Below are 20,963 nucleotides of genomic sequence, written 5' to 3' on the forward strand. Positions count from 1 at the left end.
CCTCGCCCGTTGCGCGGGGGCGTGGGCCCGTCAGGCCTTGCTCGCCCCGCCACCGGACGGCGGCTGCACTCGCACCACCCGGTCGTCGCTGGGCACCGGCTTGCCGCCCGCCTTGTTCACCGTACCCAGCCACAGCAGGCCGTCCGGGGCGAGCGCGGCGGCGTTGAGGCGGCCGTAGGTGTTGGCGAGCAGCGTCTGCGGTTCGCCGGTGAACGTGCCGTTCTCGCCGGGTCGCAGCACGAACAGCGCCGCCGCTCCCGTCTCGGCGATCGCGACGACGCCCGGCTGGGCCATGCAGCCCGCCACACCGGGACGGTCCGGCCACGTCCAGGCCGGTGCCGGGAGGGGGCCGGGGACCACGCGGTGCAGCACGTCCTGCGTGTCGGTGCGATCGGTGATCCAGGTCAGCGTGCTGACGGGGTCGGTGCAGATGCCGCCCGGGGCGTGCAACCCGGAGCTGAGCACGGGTGAGCCTGCCGTCGGGTTGCCGGTGGCGGGGTGGCCGAGCGTGTCGATGCGCAGCAGCTTGCCGGCCAGCGTCGCCGGGTCGGCCGCGTTGCCGCCCGCGTCGCCGGTGGCCACCAGCAGCGAACCGTCGACGTCGACGCCCAGCGCGCCGCCGTTGTGCGTGGCGCCGCGGGGGATGCCGACGAGCACCGGCTTGGCCGGCTCACCGGTGGCGATGCGCACCACCCGGTTGTCGGTGGCCGTGGTGATGTAGGCGTAGAGGAGGTGATCCTCGGAGTAGGCGGGGGAGAGCACCAGCCCGGTCAGCCCGCCGCCGCCCGCGGTGTCGACCGGCACCGACGCGACGAGCTGCGGGTCGGTGTCCTTCTGGACCTTCAGGATGCGGCCGGTGGCCCGCTCGCCCACGAGCGCCGAACGCGCGTCGGGCAGCACCGCGATGGCCCCGACGGGTTCCAGGCAGGTCGCGATGACCTGCGGGTCGGTGTCGGTGCACCCGCCGACGGCCGGGGGCGTCGCGCTCTGGCCCGCCGGACCGGGCGGGGGCGGGACGGCGGCGTCGGGGTCGGGGATCACCGGCGGGCCGCCGAGCTCGCCGGCACCTTCGAGCTTCTCCTTCCAGTCGCGCGGACCCTGATCCGGGAACGTCGCGCAACTGGTGAGCAGCAGCCCGAGCAGCACAGCGGCGACCCCTCGCCGAAACCGTCCGTGCACTGCCACGCCCCGAGCCTAGGTGGCGCCCGGTGAGTGCCCGGTGAGTACCGCGTTCCGGACGGCCCCACCGCCGTTTCGGGGGGACACCCCCGAATGTGGTGCAGAACGGGTCGCGCGACGTCGTGTCCCACGCGCGTACGCCGTCGCCGGGCTAGTGTCCGGGGTCATGAGCGAGCAGCCGACGTCGATCATCCCTGGGAGCTCCGGCTCCGGATTCGGCGACTCGCCGAGCCCGACCCGCCCGACGCGCCGCCCGCTGACGTGGAATCCCGGCACCGACCTCGGCCTGCTGCTGCTGCGCTTCGGTATCGGCGCCGTGTTCTTCGGGCACGGTGCGCAGAAGGTGTTCGGGCTGTGGGGCGGCATCGGCATCGACGGCTTCGCCCGCGCGCTGGACAGCAGCGGCTTCAACCAGTCGGTGACGCTCTCGTGGGTCACGGGCCTCACCGAGCTGATCGGCGGGGCGTTCGTGGTGCTCGGCGTGCTCACGCCGCTGGCCGCCACGGGGCTGCTCGCCGTCATGATCCCCACGGTGATCGTCAATGTCGGCGCCGGCTGGTTCGTCGGACCGGGGGCCGCGATCAACGGCGTCGAGTACAACGTGGCGCTCGGCCTCGCCGCCGCCGCGATCATCTTCACCGGTCCGGGCCGGATCGCGCTGGACAACGGGCGCACCTGGCACCGCAGGCCGGCGCCGTGGGGCGTGTTGGCGCTGATCATCGGGGTCGCCGCCAGCCTGGTCGTCTTCTTCACGTTCCACCGGTGACCCCCTGAGACCGTCAGCGCTGCCCGACGCCGCCTGGCTCCCGGCGGTCCGCCGCGCGCTCGGCGGTGCCGTCACGCTGCTGGATCGGCGCCCGCTCGAGGGCGGCTACGGGTCAGCGGGTGTCGAGCGGTTGGAACTGGACGTCGCGGGCGAGGCGCGTTCGGTGGTGCTCAAGCGGGCCACCGCCGTGGAGGTCGCGGCGATGCGCGCGATCGCGGTGGTGCGCGAGCTCGACGGGCCGCGGCCGCTCGCGATCGGCACGGACTGGCTGGTGCTGCCGTTCGTCGACGCTCCCGCGCTGGCCAATTGCCTCGCCGTCCCGGATGCCGTGTGGCAGACGCTGGCCCGCGTGCATGCGCACTGGCTGGGCAGGCGCCCCCGCGGGTTGCCGGTGGTGGACGCGGCGTGGTGGGCGGGGCTGTGCGACCGGACGCTGGTGGCGGTCGAGGGTGGTGCCGCGCGGTCGCCGGACCCGGCCTTCACCGATGCCGCGCGGGCACTGCGGGCCTGGCGCGCCGACCCGCGGATCGTCGCGGCACTGGCGCTGCTGGCGCGCACGCTCGTGCACGGCGACCCGCACCGCGGCAACATCCTGGGCGACGCCGACTCGGGGGTGCTGATCGACTGGGGCAACGCGCGCGTCGCGGCGCCCGGGCTGGACCTCGCCGTGCTGCGGGCCCAGGGCGCGCCCGCACCGGCGACCTACACGGAGCTCTTCGCGCAGCTCACCGGTGGTGCGTCGGGTCTGCAGGCGGTGGAGGCGGCGTGGGCGGACGTGCACGTCCACGTCCAGTACCTGGGGTTCGCGGCCGACCACCTCGGCCCGGGGCGGGTGGCGGAGATGATCGCCCATGCCGCCGGGGCGCTCGGGCGGCTGGGGGTGGGGCTCGCCGATCTTCCAGCGGGGTGACATCGCTGACGTTCAACGTCAGCGATGTCACCCCGCTGGACAAGCAGGCGCCCGGACGTCACCTCAGGAAGGACGACCCGCGCGGGGCTGGCGCGGCGATGGCAGGAAAGCCACTTTCCCGCAACGACGTTGCGGGAAAGTGGCTTTCCTGCAACGGCGGACAGCGGCCACGACCCCAGCGCACCCGGGGCGCGGTTACGGGATGCGCCGCACCGCTCCGGTGTGGGCGCTCGTCGCCAGCGCCGCGTAGGCCCGCAGCGCCTTGCTCACCGGGCGGTCGCGGCCGACCGGCTGCCACGGGTGCTCCGACGCGTCCATCTTGGCCCGGCGCTCGGCCAGCACGGCGTCGTCGACCTGCAGCGCGATGGTGCGCTGGTGGACGTCGAGCACGATGGGGTCGCCGTCCTCGATCAGCCCGATCACGCCGCCGGCTGCGGCCTCCGGCGAGATGTGGCCCACCGAGATGCCGCTGGAGCCGCCGGAGAACCGGCCGTCGGTGATCAGCGCGCAGACCTTGCCGAGACCGGTGCCCTTCATGAACGCCGTCGGGTGCAGCATCTCCTGCATCCCCGGCCCGCCGGACGGGCCCTCGTAGCGGATCACGAGCACGTCGCCGGGCTGCACCTGCTTCGACAGGATCGCCTCGACGGCCGCCTCCTGGCTCTCGACGACCCGCGCGGGGCCCTCGAAGTGCCACAGCTCCTCGGGGATGCCAGCCGACTTGATCACCGCACCGTCGGGGGCGATGTTGCCGCGCAGGACCGCGAGCCCGCCCTCGACGGTGTAGGCGTGCTCCTTGTCGCGGATGCAGCCGCCCGCGGCGTCGGTGTCGAGCGAGGACCAGCGGTTCTCCGTGGAGAACGCCTGCGTGGTGCGCACCCCGCCGGGCGCGGCGTGGAACAGCTCGACCGCCCTCGCCGACGGGGACGCGGCGCGGATGTCCCACTCGCCGAGCCACTGCTCGATCGAGGGGGAGTGCACGGTGTGGACGTCGGTGCTGAGCAGCCCCGCCCGCCACAGCTCACCCAGGATGGCGGGGATGCCGCCGGCCCGGTGCACGTCCTCCATGTGGTAGTCCGAGTTGGGGGCCACCTTCGACAGGCACGGCACCCGGCGCGACACGGCGTCGATCGCGGCGAGGTCGAAGTCGATCTCGCCCTCCTGCGCGGCAGCGAGGATGTGCAGCACGGTGTTGGTGGAGCCGCCCATCGCGACGTCGAGCGCCATCGCGTTCTCGAACGCGGCGCGCGTGGCGATGTTGCGCGGCAGCGCGGACGCGTCGTCGTCGCGGTACCAGCGCGTGGCGAGGTCCATCACGGTGCGCCCGGCGTTGACGAACAGCTCGCGGCGCGAGGCGTGGGTGGCCAGCGTGGAGCCGTTGCCCGGCAGCGCGAGCCCGAGCGCCTCGGTGAGGCAGTTCATCGAGTTGGCCGTGAACATGCCCGAGCAGGAGCCGCAGGTGGGGCATGCGGAGCGCTCGACCTCGGCGAGCCCCTCCTCGTCGACCTCCGAGGACGCCGACGCCGAGATCGCCGTGATCAGGTCGGTGGGGGCCTGTGCCACACCGCCGACGACCACGGCCTTGCCGGCCTCCATCGGCCCGCCCGAGACGAAGACCGTGGGGATGTTGAGCCGCATGGCGGCGTTGAGCATGCCCGGCGTGATCTTGTCGCAGTTGGAGATGCACACCAGCGCGTCGGCCGCGTGCCCGTTGACCATGTACTCGACGGCGTCGGCGATCACCTCGCGCGACGGGAGCGAGTAGAGCATCCCGCCGTGACCCATGGCGATGCCGTCGTCCACGGCGATGGTGTGGAACTCCTTGGCCACCCCACCGGCCTCGCGGATGGCCTCGGCGACGATGTCGCCCATGTCCTTGAGGTGGACGTGGCCGGGCACGAACTGGGTGTAGGAGTTGGCGATCGCGACGATCGGCTTGCCGAAGTCGTCGTCGGTCATGCCGGTGGCGCGCCACAGGGAACGCGCTCCGGCCGCATTGCGGCCATGGGTGGTGACGCGAGAACGCAGAGCCGGCACCGGGCTCACTCTCCAGCCGGGTAGGGCAGCCTGCCACCGCTCGCGGCGGCAAGCCGGGGGATGTCGCGGACGTGGACGGCGGGGAGCGGTAGCTCGGCACCGTCGCTCAGCACGGCGCTGATCCGGGAGCGGCTGGGCTGTTTGCCCGGCCCCAGGCGCAGCGAGCTGATCTCGACCCACGGTACGCGCCGCGTGCCGGCGATCCGGCGCACGGTGAGCGACTCGGTGTCGACGGTGGTGCGCACGCGGACCGTCCAGACGATCATGGCGAGGGGGACGAGGAACAGCAGCCAGCCGAACGGCAGCGTGGTGCCGATCGGGATCATGCAGAACGCGAACGCGAGCGCCACGAGTATCACGAGCGGGGAGATGCGGAAGACGACCTGCTGGCTGGGCGCGGGCGCCTCGGCGGGGGCGGGTTCCGGTTCGGTGGAGCTCACCTGCTCATCGTCGCACCTGCGCAATTCCCCGGCCCGCCCCGACCTTGCAGGAAAGCCACTTTCCCGCAACGACGTTGCAGCAAAGTGGCTTTCCTGCAACACGAGTGCCCGCCGCATCCAACAACCGCGTGGCGAGCACCACACCCCCGAACACCCCGACACCAGGCACGACGACCGCCGCCACAGACCCCTGCCCGGCCCCGACGCCCCGATGTACCAGGCGTTAAGCACGGAGTGGGCGTGTCGTCCGACGCGCGGCGCCGCCGTGGCGCAGCGTGACATCGGGGCGGCGACCGGCCCGGATGCCCCCGACGGACGTCCCACGATCTGGTACCACGGTCCCAGTGAGTTGACGCCCCGGCGCGGTGGCGGCTAGCGTCGCACTCATGTCCACGATCCAGGTCCTCGTACTTACCAGGCGCGTCCACGCCTGAGCGAGCACTCGGTCGTCGACGCGCCACCCTCGTTCCGCCGGTTCCCGGTGGTCGGGGGTTTTTTCATGTGCGGACCCGAAATCTGATCCTCAAGAAGTAGCGGAGCAGAACCCCATGACCACCGCAACACCCCGATCCGGCCCGAAACCGGCTCCGCCGCCGAGCCGGCCCGGCTCGCAGCAGGCCACCACCCCCGGCCCGCAGCAGGCCACGGCCGGACCGCGCTTCGACGCCGTGCCGATGACGGGCGCGCAGTCGCTCGTCCGCTCGCTCGAGGAAGTGGGCTGCGAGGTGGTCTTCGGCATTCCGGGCGGCACGATCCTCCCGGCCTACGACCCGCTGCTCGACTCGACCCGCGTGCGCCACGTGCTGGTCCGCCACGAGCAGGGTGCGGGACATGCCGCCACGGGGTACGCGCAGGCCACCGGCCGCGTCGGGGTCTGCATGGCGACATCGGGTCCGGGTGCCACCAACCTGGTCACCCCGATCGCCGACGCGCACATGGACTCGGTTCCCATCGTCGCGATCACCGGCCAGCAGTCCAGGGCCCTGATCGGCACCGACGCGTTCCAGGAAGCCGACATCACCGGCATCACACTCCCGATCACCAAGCACAACATGCTGGTGACGGACGCCAAGGACATCCCTCGGGCGATCACCGAGGCGTTCCACCTGGCGAGCACGGGTCGTCCGGGCCCGGTGCTGGTGGACATCCCGAAGGACGTCCTGCAGGAGCAGACGACCTTCACGTGGCCCGCGGAGATGAAGCTGCCCGGATACCGGCCGACGACCCGGCCGCACGGCAAGCAGATCCGCGAGGCCGCGAAACTGATGAGCGCCGCGCACAAGCCGGTCCTCTACGTGGGTGGCGGTGTGCTCAAGGCGGAGGCCTCCGCCGAGCTGCTCGCGCTCGCGGAGCTCACCGGGATCCCGGTGGTCACCACGCTGATGGCGCGTGGCGCGTTCCCCGACAGCCACCCGCAGCACGTCGGCATGCCGGGGATGCACGGCACGGTCACGGCTGTCGCGGCCATGCAGAAGGCCGACCTGCTGGTGGCCCTGGGTGCCCGTTTCGACGACCGCGTCACCGGCCAGCTGTCGAGCTTCGCTCCGCACGCCGCGATCGTGCACGCCGACATCGACCCTGCCGAGATCTCCAAGAACCGCCGCGCCGACGTCCCGATCGTCGGTGACTGCAAGGAGGTCATCGCCGAGCTCATCGACGCGGTGCAGGCCGAGCGCGCCGAGCACCGCCACGCCGACCTCACGGCGTGGTGGGCCGAGCTCGACCAGCTGCGCAGCACCTACCCGCTCGGCTACACGTGGCCTGCCGACGGTTCGCTCTCACCGGAGTACGTGATCGAGCGGATCGGCCAGCTCACCGGCCCGGACGCCGTCTACACCGCCGGTGTCGGGCAGCACCAGATGTGGGCCGCCCAGTTCGTCAAGTACGAGAAGCCGCGCACCTGGCTCAACTCCGGTGGGCTCGGCACCATGGGCTACGCCGTGCCGGCGGCGATGGGCGCCAAGATGGGTCGCCCGGAGGCCATCGTCTGGGCCATCGACGGTGACGGCTGCTTCCAGATGACCAACCAGGAGCTCGCCACCTGCGCGATCGAGGGCATCCCGATCAAGGTCGCCGTGATCAACAACGGCAACCTGGGCATGGTCCGGCAGTGGCAGACCCTGTTCTACAAGGAGCGCTACTCCCAGACCGAGCTCGGCACCCACAAGCACCGCATCCCCGATTTCAAGCTGCTGGCCGAGGCCATGGGTTGCATCGGGCTGCGCGCGGAGTCCAAGGACGACGTGGACCGCGTCATCAAGGAAGCGCTCGCGATCAACGACCGCCCGGTGGTGATCGACTTCGTGGTCGGGGCCGACGCGCAGGTGTGGCCCATGGTCGCGGCCGGCACGGGCAACAGCGAGATCATGGCGGCGCGCAACATCCGCCCGCTGTTCGACGGTGACGAGCTCGTCACCGACGACGACGAGCCCAGCCTGGACGCCGTCCTCGAGGCGACGCTCGGTAGCAAGGACGAGCTGGGCGGCACGGACGAGGAGACGGACCGATGATGGAGCGCCACACGCTGTCGGTGCTCGTCGAGGACAAGCCCGGCGTGCTCGCCCGCGTCTCGGGCCTGTTCTCCCGGCGCGGGTTCAACATCGAGTCCCTCGCCGTCGGGCCCACCGAGCACCCCGACGTCTCCCGCATGACGATCGTCGTGGCCGTCGACGACCTCCCGCTGGAGCAGGTCACCAAGCAGCTCAACAAGCTGGTGAACGTCATCAAGATCGTCGAGCTGGAGCCGGCCGCATCCGTGCAGCGCGAGCTCCTGCTCGTCAAGGTGCGTGCCGACCCGGGCGTCCGCAGCCAGGTGCTGGAGATCGTCAACCTCTTCCGCGCCAAGGCCGTCGACGTCACGCCGGAGGCACTGACGATCGAGGCCACCGGCACGGCTGAGAAGCTGTCTGCGCTGTTGAAGAACCTCGAACCCTTCGGCATCCGCGAGATGGTGCAGTCCGGGATGGTGGCCGTCGGCCGCGGTCCCCGGTCGATCACCGCCGCCGCAGTCCGTTAAGCCCATCTGAGAGGAACCCACCACCCGTCATGAGCGTCAACATCTACTACGACGACGATGCCGATCTGTCGATCATCCAGGGCCGCAAGGTCGCCGTGATCGGGTACGGCAGCCAGGGTCACGCGCACTCGCTGTCGCTGCGCGACTCGGGCGTCGACGTCCGGATCGGGCTGCCCGAGGGCTCCAAGAGCCGCCAGAAGGCGACCGACGAGGGCCTGACGGTGCAGACGCCCGCCGAGGTGTCGGCGTGGGCCGACCTGATCATGATCCTGGCGCCGGACACGAAGCAGCGCTTCATCTACGCCGACGACATCGCGCCGAACCTCAAGGCCGGCGACGCCATCTTCTTCGGCCACGGCTTCAACATCCGCTACGACCTGATCAAGCCGCCTGCCGACGTCGACGTCGCGATGGTGGCGCCGAAGGGCCCCGGTCACCTGGTGCGCCGCCAGTTCGTCGACGGCAAGGGTGTTCCGGCGCTGATCGCCGTCGAGCAGGATGCTTCCGGCAACGCGAAGGCGCTCGCGCTCTCCTACGCCGCGGCCATCGGCGGCGCCCGCGCGGGCGTCATCGAGACCACGTTCAAGGAGGAGACCGAGACCGACCTGTTCGGTGAGCAGGCCGTGCTCTGCGGCGGTGCCGCGGCGCTGGTGCAGACCGGTTTCGAGGTGCTGACCGAGGCCGGTTACGCCCCGGAGATCGCCTACTTCGAGTGCCTCCACGAGCTCAAGCTGATCGTCGACCTCATGTACGAGGGCGGCATCGCCAACGAGCGCTTCTCCATCTCCGACACCGCCGAGTACGGCGACCTCACCCGCGGTCCGCGCGTCGTCAACGCGCAGACCAAGGAGGAGATGAAGCGGATCCTCGCCGAGATCCAGGACGGTCGCTTCGCGGCCGAGTGGGTCGCCGAGGACGAGGCAGGCCGCCCGAACTTCACGCGGCTGCAGAAGGAGGGTGCCGAGCACCCCATCGAGGAGGTCGGCGAGAAGCTGCGCGGCCTCATGAGCTGGGTGGGCAGCAAGGCCACCTGAGCCGCCGGCTCCCGGTGCTCCGTTGCAGGTAGGCGTTGCAGGAAGGCCACCTTGCCGCAGGAATCCTGCGGCAAGGTGGCCTTCCTGCCATTCGGGGCCGGCAGGCGCACAACTAGGATCAGCGGCGTAGCACCCCTCGATTCAGGAGTACTGGAACCGCCGTGAGCAACGCTGCCACCCGCCCTGTCGTCCTGATCGCCGAGAAGCTGGCCCCCTCCGCGGTCGCCCTGCTGGGCGACGACGTCGAGATCCGCCACGTCGACGGCACCGACCGGCCCGCGCTGCTGGCCGCCGTCGCCCATGCCGACGCGCTACTCGTGCGCTCGTCCACCCAGGTCGACGCCGAGGTGCTCACCGCGTCCACGCGGCTCAAGGTGATCGCCCGGGCCGGTGTCGGGCTCGACAACGTCGACGTGCCGGCCGCCACGGCCCGCGGCGTGATGGTCGTCAACGCGCCCACCTCCAACATCGTGTCGGCCGCCGAGCACGCCGTCGCGCTGCTGCTCGCGGCCGCGCGCCACATCCCGGCCGCCGACGCGAGCCTGCGCGCGGGCAAGTGGGCCCGCAGCGCGCTCACCGGCGTGGAGATCAACGGCAAGGTCGCCGGCATCGTCGGCCTCGGCAAGATCGGTCAGCTGGTCGCGCACCGCCTCGCCGCCTTCGGCGTGGAGCTGATCGCGTACGACCCCTACATCGCCCCGGCCCGCGCCGCGCAGCTCGGCATCGAGCTCGTGTCGCTCGACGAGCTGCTCGAGCGCGCCGACCTGATCTCCATCCACCTCCCCAAGACGCCGGAGACCCTCGGGCTCATCGGCAAGGACCAGCTCGCCATCACCAAGCCGGGCGTGATCATCGTCAACGCCGCGCGCGGCGGGCTCATCGACGAGGACGCGCTGGCCGAGGCCGTGCGCAGCGGCCATGTCGGTGGCGCCGGCATCGACGTCTACGTCACCGAGCCCACCACCTCCAGCCCGCTGTTCGAGCTGCCGCAGATCATCGTCACGCCGCACCTGGGTGCGTCCACCGAGGAGGCCCAGGACCGCGCGGGCACCGACGTCGCCCGGTCGGTGCAGCTCGCGCTGGCAGGCGAGTTCGTCCCCGACGCCGTCAACGTGCAGGTGGGCGGCGCGGTCGGCGAGGAGGTCAAGCCGTGGCTCCCGCTCGTGCAGAAGCTCGGCGTCGTGCTCTACGGCCTGGCCGGGCGCCTGCCCACGTCCGTCACGGTCGACGTCGCCGGTGAGCTGGCCTCTGAGGACGTGTCGGTGCTGCCACTGGCCGCGCTGCGCGGGGTGTTCACCCGGGTCGTGGAGGACCAGGTCACGTTCGTCAACGTGCCGTCGCTGGCCGCCGAGCGGGGTGTCACCGTCGAGGTCACCACGGCTCCGGAGAGCCCCAACTACCGCAGTGTCGTGCAGTTGCGGGCCGCGATGCCCGACGGTGAGACGGTCACGGTGTCGGGCACGCTCACCGGCCGGGGCCAGGTGGAGAAGCTCGTGGAGGTCAACGGGCGCAACTTCGACCTGCGCGCCGAGGGCGACATCGTGCTGCTCGAGTACGCCGACCGGCCCGGCGTGATGGGCCGGGTCGGCTCGCTGCTCGGTGAGGCGGCCGTCAACATCGAGGCCGCGCAGATCAGCCAGACCGCCGACGGCACCGACGCGATCATGCTGCTGCGCGTGGATCGTGCCGTCGACCCGGGTGTGCTCGAGCCCATCGGCGCCTCGGTCGGGGCGAAGACCACGCGGCTGGTCTCCTTCGACTGATCATTTCCGGGGTCGGTCTCGGGGATCTCCCGGAGGTTCCGGGCGCCGCCCGCTGGCAGGGTGGTCGGCGTGATCGAGTTCCTCGGTGCGCTCCCGCTGGAGCTCGCCCTCGCGGTGGCGGCGCTCGCCGTCGTCGCGGAGGCGGCCCTGCTGATCGGTGTGGTGCTGCCCGGCGCCAGCGCGGCTCTCGTCACCGGGGCGCTCGCGACGGCAGGCGTGCTGCCGCTGCCCGCCGCCATGGCAGCGGTCGCGGCCGGCGCACTGCTCGGGGGCCAGCTCGCCTACCTCGTCGGTCGCCACGGCCGCGGCACCGCGGCAGCCGTGGCGCGCCTGCAGGCCGCCGGTGGTCGGCGTGGGCGGGCCGCGCGGGCCGTGCTGGGACGTCCGCCCGGGTGCCGGGAGGTGGCCGCGGCGCAGTGGCTCGTCGGCGCCCGCACGCTGGTGCCGCGGCTGGCCGGAGCCGGCGGTCTGGGCTACCGGCGCTTCACCACGGTCCAGGTGCCCGGTGCGCTCGTCTGGGGCGCCGGCCTGGTCGCGGTGGGTGCCGCGGCCGGGGCCGCCTACCGGCAGGCCGGTGCGCTGGTCACCGGCATCGGCGTGGGGGTGTTGATCGTGGGTGCGACCGTCCTGATCGTGCGGCGACGGCGCGGCCGGGAACGGCGCCCGGTTCCGGCGGACGCACTTGCGTGATCATGAACGGGACCGCTCCACGCCGGATGGGTGGACGTCGTTCACCTGATCGGCTGCCCGCCCGCATGGCGCGCTGACTCCCGTCCAGGATCGCCTAGGTTGCCCCGAGTGCGGCCGGACCCCACCGGCGCAGTGGGGGGTGAACGGTGCCGGCAGCGGTGCGCGCCAGTAGCTTGCGCGTGATGCTCGGGGCCGTCGGGCTGACAGCCGCGATGCTGGCGGCGAGCACCTCACCCGCACTTGCCGCGTCACCGCCCCGCGGGCCCGCCACCCCGGTGTTCGTCGAGCTCGACCGGCCCTCGGCGCTGCAGCAGTTCTCGGGGCTCCGGGCGAAGGGCCCGGCCATCGCGCAGGCGGCCGCCCGCTCGGCACGCACGGCGATCACCGGTGCCACCGACGAGTTGCTGGCCCGTTTCCGCGGCGCCGAGAGCGTCGGGGAGCTGTTCCGCACGAGCAACGCCGTGCCGGGCGTCGCCGTGCTCGCGACCCCGGCCATGGCCCGGAAGCTGGCCGCACAGCCCGGCGTCCGATCGGTCCGTCGCATCACACCCGCCACGCTGTCCAACGCCGGCGCCGACCAGCTCGGCCGCGCGATGCAGGCCTGGCAGCAGACCGGACGGCTGGGCACCGGCGTGCGGGTGGGCGTAGTCGACACCGGGATCGACTACACGCACGCCGACTTCGGCGGGCCCGGCACCAAGGCGGCCTACCAGGCCGTCGACCCGGCCCATGCCGCGCAGGCGGCCTTCCCGACGGCGAAGGTGATCGGCGGGGTCGACCTCGCGGGTGACGCGTACGACGCCGACTCGCCCGACCAGTCGCGCAACGTCCCCAACCCCGACGACAACCCGCTCGACTGCGAGGGCCACGGTTCCCACGTCGCGGGGACGGCGGCAGGCCTCGGCGTCACCGCCGACGGGGCCACGTTCCGGGGCGACCCGCGGACGCTCACCCCGGCGACCCTGAACGCCATGAAGATCGGCCCCGGGGCCGCTCCCGGCGCGCTGCTCTACGCGATCAAGATCTTCGGCTGCACCGGTTCGACCGCGCTCACCGCGCAGGGTCTGGACCGGGCGCTGGACCCGAACGGCGACGGCGACTTCGACGACCGGCTCGACGTCGTGAACCTGTCGCTCGGCTCGTCGTTCAGCGCCGTCGACGATCCGGTGAACGACTTCGTCCGCGTCCTCACCGAGAACGGCGTGCTGGTGGTCGCGGCGGCAGGCAACGGCGGTGACCTCTACGACGCCGGCGGCTCGCCCGGCAACAGCCCGGACGCCATCGCGGTGGCCAGCGTGCGCGACGCGGGTGTGCTGCTCGACGGTGCCGAGGTCAGGGCGCCCGCGGCGGCGGTCGGTCCGCTCGTGGGCCAGTACAGCGTGGACTACACCGGTTACGACAGCCTCGACCTGACCGCGCCGGTGGTGCAGCTCGGCGGGCCCAACGCCGAGGGCTGCCAGGCCTACAGCCCGACCGACGCCGACCGGGTGCGGGGCCGGATCGTCTGGCTGGCGTGGTCCGACGTCGACGCCGAACGGGCATGCGGCTCCAAGGCGCGGGCGGACAACGCGGCCACGGCGGGCGCCGTCGGGGTGCTGCTGCCCTCGGCGCAGCGCGACTTCGGGTCCACCCGGATCGCGGGGGACGAGAAGGTCCCCGTCTTCCAGCTGACCGCGACCGCAACGGCCGCGGTGGCGCCGGCACTGGCCGGTGGGCAGCTGCAGGTGCGGCTCGCCGGTGCACTCGCCAAGTCGCAGCAGATCCAGATCCCCGCCATCGAGGACACCCCCAGCACCTTCAGCTCCCGTGGCGTGCGCGGTCCCACCGTCAAGCCCGACGTCGCGGCACCGGGGGAGTCGATCACCTCGGTGGCCGCCGGCACCGGCAGCGGCCGCGTCAGCGAGTCGGGCACGTCGATGGCCAGCCCGTTCGTTGCCGGGGTCGCGGCGCTGGTGCTGGAGGAGCACCCCGACTGGCCGCCTGCGAGGGTCAAGGCCGCGATCATGGGCACCGCCACCGCCGACGTGTACTCGGGGGAGAAGCACACCGGCGCCGTGCTCGGACCGATGCGCGTCGGGTCCGGCCGGATCGACGCGCGGGCCGCACTCGCCACCACGCTGCTCGCCGCGAACGCCGACGACCCGGGTGGGGTGAGCGTCACGTTCGGCACGCTCGAGGTGCCGATGGGAGCGCCGCTGGAGCGCCACCAGCGGATCCGCATCACCAACACCGGCACCGCTGCCGCGTCGCTCGGTGTCGCCTACCGGCCCGCGACGTCGACACCGGGAGTGCAGATCTCGGTTTCGCCCGCCAATGTCGTCGTCGCGCCGGGTCAGGACGCGCTGGTCGACGTCGCGTTGCGGATCGCGGACCCGTCCGCGCTGCGGCGCACGGCCGACCCGACACTCGAACTGGTGCAGGAGGGCCGCGCCCGGGAGTACCTCGCCGATGCCTCCGGACGCGTCGTGCTGACGCCCAGTGGGCAGCGGGCCGCCGCGCTGCGGGTGCCCGTGTCCGTCTCACCGAAGCCGGTCTCGGCGCTGAAGGCGACCCTGTCCGGTGGGCTGCTGACCCTCGCAGGCACCGGCGTCGAGCAGGGCAGCGGGCGGGAGGCCTACCGGTCCCGGGCGGGCGTGTTCGCGCTCGCGGCCACCAGCCCCCAGCTGCCGATCTGCGAGTCGCGCTCCGAGGTGGCCGGCTGTGTCGCCAACGCCACCGGCCGGGGCGGGGACCTGCGTGACATCGGGGTCACCTCCACCATCGCCGCCGCGCGCGCCGCCGGGGCGCCCGGTGGCGCACTGTTCGCCGTGGCGGTGACGACGTGGGCCGACCTCTACAACGTCGGATCCACGACCCAGCCCGCCGTCGAGTTCGACACCGACGGCGACGGCAAACCGGACTTCCTCACCGAGCTCGTCTCGCTGCCCGACACCGACGACCTCGTCGCCAGGACCACGGACCTGCGCGCGATGCCGACCCCGAAGGAGGTCGACATCGAACCGGTGAACGGCTTCGACGGGTCGGTCGACACCAACGTGTTCGACACGAACGCCTGGGTGCTCCCGGTGCGGATCGCGGCGCTGGGGATCGACCCGGCCGCGGCGTCGGCCCCGCTGCGGTTGCGCGTCGTGGTCCATGGCGAGTACGGCCCGCCGGGCGTGGATGACGGCATGGTGGACGCCACCGGTTTCGTCGCCGCCGATCCGCTGGCCCCGACCGTCGCCGCCGCCCCGCAGTTGGGCGCGGCCGACCCCGACGTCGTGCTCATGCCGGCATCGGGCGGAGCGTCGCTGGCGGTGACGAGCGCGGCGCGGTCGTCGGTGCTGGTGGTGCTCGGGCAGAACGGCAGCGGCTCCCGCACCGTCGTGCTGGGGCCGGGGCACCCCGAGGGTGCGGAGGTGCTGGGCACCGCACCACCGGTGGGCCCGCTCACGTCCCCGGACGCGGCCCGCCCACCCGTCGTCATCGGGCCGACGCCGGCGCCGGTGGCCGTCGTCTCGCAACCGCGCTGACCCGCAGCACCCGGCGGCGTCCACCGATGCCATGATCATTACCGCATTGCAGGGGTGGGATGACTGGCCGTCGAACGGTGGGAGCACAATGGCCCAGCCGGGGGCGTGTCGCATCCGGTCGAGGGATCGGTGTGCCCGTCGCCGTGCCCAGCTCCACCCATTGGGATGACCACGATGGAGTGGTCGGTGGGGGATCGGCGCCATCGCAGCCGGTAACGTGCGACGACGCAAAGTGGAGAGAGGACATCAGGCATGCGCCTTGCGGTCATTCCCGGCGACGGCATCGGGCCGGAGGTCATCGACGAGGCACTCAAGGTCCTCAACGAGGTCTCGCCCGGTGCGGAGACCACGACCTACGACCTCGGCGCCGCGCGTTGGCACTCGACCGGCGAGCTCCTGCCGGAGTCGGTGCTGACGGAACTGCAGCAGCACGACGCCATCCTGTTGGGTGCCGTCGGCGACCCGTCCGTGCCGAGCGGGATCCTGGAGCGCGGCCTGCTGCTGCGCCTGCGTTTCGAGCTCGACCACCACGTGAACCTGCGCCCCGCCCGGCTCTACCCGGGTGTGCGCGGCCCGCTGTCGGGCAACCAGGAGATCGACATGGTGGTCGTGCGCGAAGGCACCGAGGGGCCCTACGTGGGCACCGGCGGGCTGCTGCGCAAGGACACCCCGCACGAGATCGCCACCGAGGTCAGCATCAACACGGCCTTCGGTGTCGAGCGGGTCGTCCGTGACGCGTTCCTGCGGGCGTCGCGCCGCCCGCGCAAGCACCTGACGCTGGTGCACAAGACCAACGTGCTCACCTACTCGGGCCGGTTGTGGTCGCGGCTGGTGGAGGAGGTGTCGCTGGAGCACCCCGAGGTCAGCGTCGCCTACCAGCACATCGACGCCACCACGATCCACATGGTCACCGACCCCGGCCGCTTCGACGTGATCGTCACCGACAACCTGTTCGGCGACATCCTCACCGACCTCGCGGCTGCCGTCACCGGTGGCATCGGGCTCGCGGCCAGCGGCAACCTCGACGTCAGCCGCAAGAACCCGAGCATGTTCGAGCCGGTGCACGGCAGCGCGCCCGACATCGCCGGGCAGGGCATCGCCGACCCCACCGCCGCGGTGCTGTCGGTGGCGCTGCTGCTCGACCACCTGGGCGACCGGGCGTCGGCGGGGCGCATCGAGGCCGCGGTGGCCTTCGACCTGGCCACCCGTGACCACTCGGCCACGGGCCACACCCAGTCGATCGGTGACCGGCTGGCTGCGCTGGTGAGTGCGCACGCCACGACGCCGAGCCACTAGCTCCGCGGGTTCGCCCGGTTGCAGGAAAGCCACTTTGCCGCAATCTCCTTGCGGGAAAGTGGCTTTCCTGCAACGTCAGTCCGCGGGCTCGGCTCGTAGCGGCGGGCGTGGGCGTGCCGCTGCCTGCGCATACGTCGCGCGCAACTTCTCAATGACTCCGAGCTCGTCGGTCCGCATCCGCTTCGGCTTGGTCGCGATGTAGACGGCTCCAGCAGCGACGAAGTCTCCGGCTCGTTCCACGGTGTAGTCGTGGTCCTCGGGGCTCATGTGCCATTCGCCAGACTCGGTCTCCCAGGCCATGGCGACCTCGTCGACCCAGCAGTCGGCGATGCCCAGAAATCGTCCGTTCGCGTCGTAGATCTTCGCGTTCCAGATCGGTTCGGGAAGTCCGGTCTTGCGCCAGATCCGCTTGGCGTCGAGTTCTGCCGCCGACCGGACACCCTCGGCCACCTCACGAAGGACTGCCCGCGGCATCGCGGAACCGCGCCGGGAGCCTGCCTCGAGATCGCTCGCCAGCTGCGCCACCGTGCAGAACCGGCGTTGGACCGCTTCCGAGAACAGCTCGGCGATCTCGCCCGTCGAGATCAGGCGGCGGGCCCCGTCGGTGCAGGCCCTGGCGATCGGTGCGAGTGGGATCGTACCCCGGATCAGCGGAACGACGATCCGTTTGGTGCGTTCGACGTGCACGAATCCCACGGACCGGACCTGCCGCTTGTCGGGCACGAGCACGTGGATCGCGCCGGTCTCGACTCGGCGGTCCCGCGGCTGCGACGGGCCTCGGCGCAGTCCGTAGCGGCGGCACGCCTCCACGCCGGTCAGGACGGCTTCGGGGCCGGCGAGCAGGAGCGCGGCATGGACCAACTGGTCGTCTGTGGGCTGTCCGGTCGACAACAGCACAACGCCGGGGAGTAGGCGGGTCCACGGTCCGCCGTCGAGACAGCGGTGGTAGGCGGTGCGTTCCGGTATCCCGTGGGCGATCAGCTGGCGGACTGCGGCGACACCGGTCGGGAACGCATCACGCAGGCGGGATGCTCGAAAAGCTGGAGCGGTCACGATCGGGATGATGCGGGAGCGGAGGGGCCGCCGTGGCGTTTTGGGGATCCTCGTTGCAGGAAAGCCACTTTCCTGCAACGAGGTTGCGGGAAAGTGGCTTTCCTGCAATGTGAGGGGCGGGGGGTTAGATCACCCCCGCCTCACCCGACAGCATCATGGCGCCGGCCTGACCGAAGTTGGCCACGTCCGCAGCCGCGGCCTGACCCTCGGCACTGCCCATGCCCGCCCCGAAGTCGGCGGCCGAGGCGAACTCCAGCACCGCGATCAGGTGGTAGGCGGGCGTGGCGCCGTCGGGGCCGGGAGCGGGGCGGCTCACGCTGAGGCGCTGCAGCCCGGGGATCTTGGTCGCGAGCGGGGTGTGCACGTCGTCGTAGTACTTGTCGAACGCAGCCGGGTCTGCTGGCTGGTTGTAGAGGACGGTCAGCTGGTACACGGGCTACCTCCGGAGTCGACGGTGACACCAGCCACTCAAGCACATCCCCGCCACGAATCATCTCACCATGTGGGAACAGCGTGTGACATCGCCGGCGGCCTCGTGCCATGCTCGGGGCGTGTCCCACCTCAGCGTGATCATTATTGACAGGCGTGTCGGCTAGCACCACCAGGCCGACACGCAGACCTCTCGCATCCGCGGGGGGTCTTTTTTGTTGCCCAGATCACCCCGCCCGGAGTCCAGGAGACCCTCGCATGTCGCGCACCCAGCCCGCCGGTACCCCGCTCGGAGACGCCTTCCACGTCTACGACACGACGCTCCGCGACGGCGCGCAGCGCGAGGGGATCAGCTACTCGGTGACCGACAAGTTCGCCGTCGCCGCCCACCTGGACGCGCTCGGCGTCGGCTTCATCGAGGGCGGCTGGCCGGGAGCGATGCCGAAGGACACCGAGTTCTTCGCCCGCGCCGCGGCCGGTGAGTTGCAGCTGCGCCACGCCGCGCTCGTCGCGTTCGGCGCCACCCGGCGCGCGGGCCTCACCGCGGCGAGCGACCCGCAGGTCCGCGCGCTGCTCGACAGCCGGGCGCCGGTCGTCACGCTCGTCGCGAAGTCCGACCGACGCCATGTCGAGCGGGCCCTGCGCACCTCGGTCGAGGAGAACTGCGCGATGGTCGCCGACACGGTCGCGTTCCTGCGTGGCGAGGGCCGGCGCGTCTTCGTCGACGCCGAGCACTTCTTCGACGGCTACAAGTTCGACCCGGACACGGCCCTTCGCGTGCTCGACGCGGCCGTCACGGCAGGCGCCGACGTCGCCGTCCTGTGCGACACGAACGGCGGCATGCTCCCCACGGGCATCGCCGAGCTGGTCACGGAGGTGTCGGCGCGCACCGGGTTCCGGCTGGGCATCCACTGCCAGGACGACACCGGCTGCGCGGTCGCCAACTCCGTCGCCGCGGTGCAGGCCGGCGCCACGCACGTGCAGTGCACGGCCAACGGCTACGGCGAGCGGGCCGGCAACGCCGACCTCTTCGCCGTCGTGGGCAACCTCGTGACCAAGCTGGACCTGCCTGCCCTACCGGACGGCGCACCTCGCGAGATGACCCGTATCTCGCACGCGTTGGCGGAGATCGCGAACATCGCTCCCGACACCCACCAGGCCTATGTCGGGACGTCAGCGTTCGCCCACAAGGCGGGCCTGCACGCGAGTGCGATCAAGGTGGACCCCGAGCTGTACAACCACATGGACCCGGTGGATGTCGGCAACGGGCAGCGGGTGCTGGTCACCGAGATGGCCGGCCGGGCCAGCGTCGAGCTGAAGGCGAGCGAGCTCGGGCTGGACCTGGCCGGCCGGCCCGACGCCGTGGCGTCGGTCGTCGCCACGGTGAAGGAGCGCGAGGCGCAGGGCTGGTCGTTCGAGGCGGCCGACGCCTCGCTGGAGCTGCTCATGCGGGCCGCCATCGGCGACCGGGCGCAGGTGCCGTTCACGCTCGAGTCCTACCGGGTGATCACCGAGCGCCGGGCAGGCGGGGAGATGGTGGCCGAGGCCACCGTCAAGGTCGTGGTCGACGGCGATCGGCTGATCGCGACGGCCGAGGGCAACGGCCCGGTCAACGCGCTCGATGCCGCGCTGCGGGAGGCGCTGACCCCGTCGAGCCCGTGGCTGCAGGACGTGGAGCTGTCCGACTACAAGGTCCGCATCCTCATGCCCGGCGGCGGCTCCATGGCAGGCAACGGCACCGACGCGGTGACGCGGGTGCTGCTCGAGTCGAGCGACAGCCGCGGCTCGTGGACCACGGTCGGCGTGCACACCAACGTCGTCGAGGCCTCGTGGCTCGCGCTCGTCGACGCGCTGACGTTCGCCGCGCTGCGGATGGCGGCAGCGAACCCGGTGGCCGTGGCAGGCTGATCCGCCGTTCCCGGTGATCGTCGAAATGGACCACGCCGGGACGAGTCGATGGTGCAGTATCTGCGTCTGTGGACGACGTGCTGGAACGTATCGACCGCTTCTGCGACACGGTGCCGCGCGCCTGGGCGAGCGCCACCGACATCGGACCGCTGCGGTTGTTCACCCGCAACGGCAAGGGCTGGCCGTTCTACGCGCGGCCCGTGCCCGGCGGCGGTCCGATCACGATGGCCGACGTCCAGCGGGTGCGGGAGCGCCAGCGCGAGCTCGGCGTCTCGGAGGCCTTCGAGTGGGTGTACGCGGTGGCGCCCTCGATGGCCGATGCCGCGGAGGCAGCCGGCCTGGAGGCTCTGGTCTGCCCGATCATGGTGCTCGACGGCATCCCGAAGTCACCGGATCTGCCGCGCGGCTACACCGCGCGCCTGCTCGGCCCGGCCGACGGTGACCTCGGGGCGGCCGTGCACACGCTGAACTCCGTGGCTGCTGCCGCCTTCGGTGCGCCCCCTCCCGGGGCGCCGACGGAGGCCGATCTCACGGTGCTGCGCACCGACCTGGCCGAGGGCAGGCTCGCGAAGGCGTTGATCTGCGGGCCCAACGGCGCGGTGGCAGCGGGCTCCGCCCAGCGCTCCGGTGATGTGGTGGAGGTGGCCGGCATCGGCACTGCCATCGCCGAACGCGGCATCGGGCTCGGCGGCGCCATCACCGCGCTGCTCGCCGGTGCGGCCACGCGCGCGGGAGCGGAGCTGACGTTCCTCTCGGCCGGGAGCGACGCGGCCACCCGGGTCTACCAGCGGGTGGGTTTCCGCAAGGTGGGCGAGTGCGCGGTGGCGGAGCCGGCGGCCTCGTAACGCACTCGCCCGCGCCACGCTGCCGATTGCAGGAAAGCCACTTTCCTGCAATCTCGTTGCGGCAAAGTGGCTTTCCTGCAACACC

Annotated in this window: 16 protein-coding genes; 11 read left to right on the top strand and 5 right to left on the bottom strand. The window is 72.1% G+C overall.

The features are described from left to right. Positions 1-30: 30 nt before the first annotated feature. Entirely contained in the window at positions 31-1,185 is a 1,155-nt protein-coding gene (locus ACFPFQ_RS23150; RefSeq protein ID WP_379622195.1) for a PQQ-dependent sugar dehydrogenase, read from the bottom strand. A 160-nt stretch (positions 1,186-1,345) separates the two neighbouring features. Here ACFPFQ_RS23150 and ACFPFQ_RS23155 point away from each other — a divergent pair, with 160 nt between their 5' ends. Together ACFPFQ_RS23155 and ACFPFQ_RS23160 are read left to right on the top strand one after the other, a co-directional pair. After that, on the top strand, positions 1,346-1,945 hold the full coding sequence (locus ACFPFQ_RS23155) for a DoxX family protein (RefSeq protein ID WP_379622197.1): 600 nt from the start codon (positions 1,346-1,348) through the stop codon (positions 1,943-1,945). A gap of 130 nt (positions 1,946-2,075) precedes the next feature. Next, positions 2,076-2,855, top strand: a complete 780-nt coding sequence (locus ACFPFQ_RS23160) for a phosphotransferase (RefSeq protein ID WP_379622199.1) — start codon at positions 2,076-2,078, stop codon at positions 2,853-2,855. A 195-nt stretch (positions 2,856-3,050) separates the two neighbouring features. Here ACFPFQ_RS23160 and ilvD read toward each other — a convergent pair whose 3' ends face one another. Both ilvD and ACFPFQ_RS23170 read right to left on the bottom strand, forming a co-directional pair. Continuing rightward, positions 3,051-4,892, bottom strand: a complete 1,842-nt coding sequence (gene ilvD, locus ACFPFQ_RS23165) for a dihydroxy-acid dehydratase (protein ID WP_379622201.1) — start codon at positions 4,890-4,892, stop codon at positions 3,051-3,053. Between the two features lie 5 nt (positions 4,893-4,897). After that, a complete protein-coding gene (locus ACFPFQ_RS23170) occupies positions 4,898-5,332 on the bottom strand; it encodes a PH domain-containing protein (RefSeq protein ID WP_379622203.1) in 435 nt (144 codons plus the stop codon). Between the two features lie 548 nt (positions 5,333-5,880). Here ACFPFQ_RS23170 and ACFPFQ_RS23175 point away from each other — a divergent pair. The 7 genes from ACFPFQ_RS23175 to ACFPFQ_RS23205 all read left to right on the top strand — a co-directional run bounded on the left by ACFPFQ_RS23175 (position 5,881) and on the right by ACFPFQ_RS23205 (position 16,643). After that, positions 5,881-7,842 carry an acetolactate synthase large subunit gene (locus ACFPFQ_RS23175; RefSeq protein WP_379622205.1) on the top strand — a complete coding sequence of 654 codons (1,962 nt, stop codon included), beginning with the start codon at positions 5,881-5,883 and terminating at the stop codon, positions 7,840-7,842. Further along, positions 7,842-8,348 carry an acetolactate synthase small subunit gene (gene ilvN, locus ACFPFQ_RS23180; RefSeq protein ID WP_379622241.1) on the top strand — a complete coding sequence of 169 codons (507 nt, stop codon included), beginning with the start codon at positions 7,842-7,844 and terminating at the stop codon, positions 8,346-8,348. Before ACFPFQ_RS23175 ends, ilvN begins: the two co-directional genes overlap by 1 nt. A 29-nt stretch (positions 8,349-8,377) precedes the next feature. Beyond that, entirely contained in the window at positions 8,378-9,382 is a 1,005-nt protein-coding gene (gene ilvC / locus ACFPFQ_RS23185; RefSeq protein ID WP_379622207.1) for a ketol-acid reductoisomerase, read from the top strand. 161 nt (positions 9,383-9,543) lie between these two features. Further along, a complete protein-coding gene (serA, locus tag ACFPFQ_RS23190; protein WP_379622209.1) occupies positions 9,544-11,145 on the top strand; it encodes a phosphoglycerate dehydrogenase in 1,602 nt (533 codons plus the stop codon). Positions 11,146-11,214: 69 nt separating this feature from the next. After that, positions 11,215-11,835, top strand: a complete 621-nt coding sequence (locus tag ACFPFQ_RS23195; protein WP_379622211.1) for a hypothetical protein — start codon at positions 11,215-11,217, stop codon at positions 11,833-11,835. 158 nt (positions 11,836-11,993) lie between these two features. After that, on the top strand, positions 11,994-15,347 hold the full coding sequence (locus ACFPFQ_RS23200; RefSeq protein WP_379622213.1) for a S8 family peptidase: 3,354 nt from the start codon (positions 11,994-11,996) through the stop codon (positions 15,345-15,347). Positions 15,348-15,599: 252 nt separating this feature from the next. Continuing rightward, positions 15,600-16,643, top strand: coding sequence for a 3-isopropylmalate dehydrogenase (locus ACFPFQ_RS23205; protein WP_379622215.1), 1,044 nt, complete (start codon positions 15,600-15,602; stop codon positions 16,641-16,643). A 75-nt stretch (positions 16,644-16,718) separates the two neighbouring features. On the opposite strand, the gene ACFPFQ_RS23210 is transcribed toward ACFPFQ_RS23205, so the two are convergent. Together ACFPFQ_RS23210 and ACFPFQ_RS23215 are read right to left on the bottom strand one after the other, a co-directional pair. Beyond that, on the bottom strand, positions 16,719-17,696 hold the full coding sequence (locus tag ACFPFQ_RS23210) for a hypothetical protein (protein ID WP_379622217.1): 978 nt from the start codon (positions 17,694-17,696) through the stop codon (positions 16,719-16,721). Positions 17,697-17,820: 124 nt separating this feature from the next. Continuing rightward, a complete protein-coding gene (locus ACFPFQ_RS23215) occupies positions 17,821-18,129 on the bottom strand; it encodes an EthD family reductase (protein ID WP_379622219.1) in 309 nt (102 codons plus the stop codon). A 254-nt stretch (positions 18,130-18,383) separates the two neighbouring features. On the opposite strand from ACFPFQ_RS23215, the gene cimA reads away from it, so the two are divergent. Continuing rightward, entirely contained in the window at positions 18,384-20,033 is a 1,650-nt protein-coding gene (gene cimA / locus ACFPFQ_RS23220) for a citramalate synthase (RefSeq protein WP_379622221.1), read from the top strand. Positions 20,034-20,101: 68 nt separating this feature from the next. After that, entirely contained in the window at positions 20,102-20,878 is a 777-nt protein-coding gene (locus ACFPFQ_RS23225; RefSeq protein WP_379622223.1) for a GNAT family N-acetyltransferase, read from the top strand. The last annotated feature ends 85 nt before the right edge of the window (positions 20,879-20,963 follow it).

The sequence above is a fragment of the Pseudonocardia sp. GCM10023141 genome (assembly GCF_042653605.1).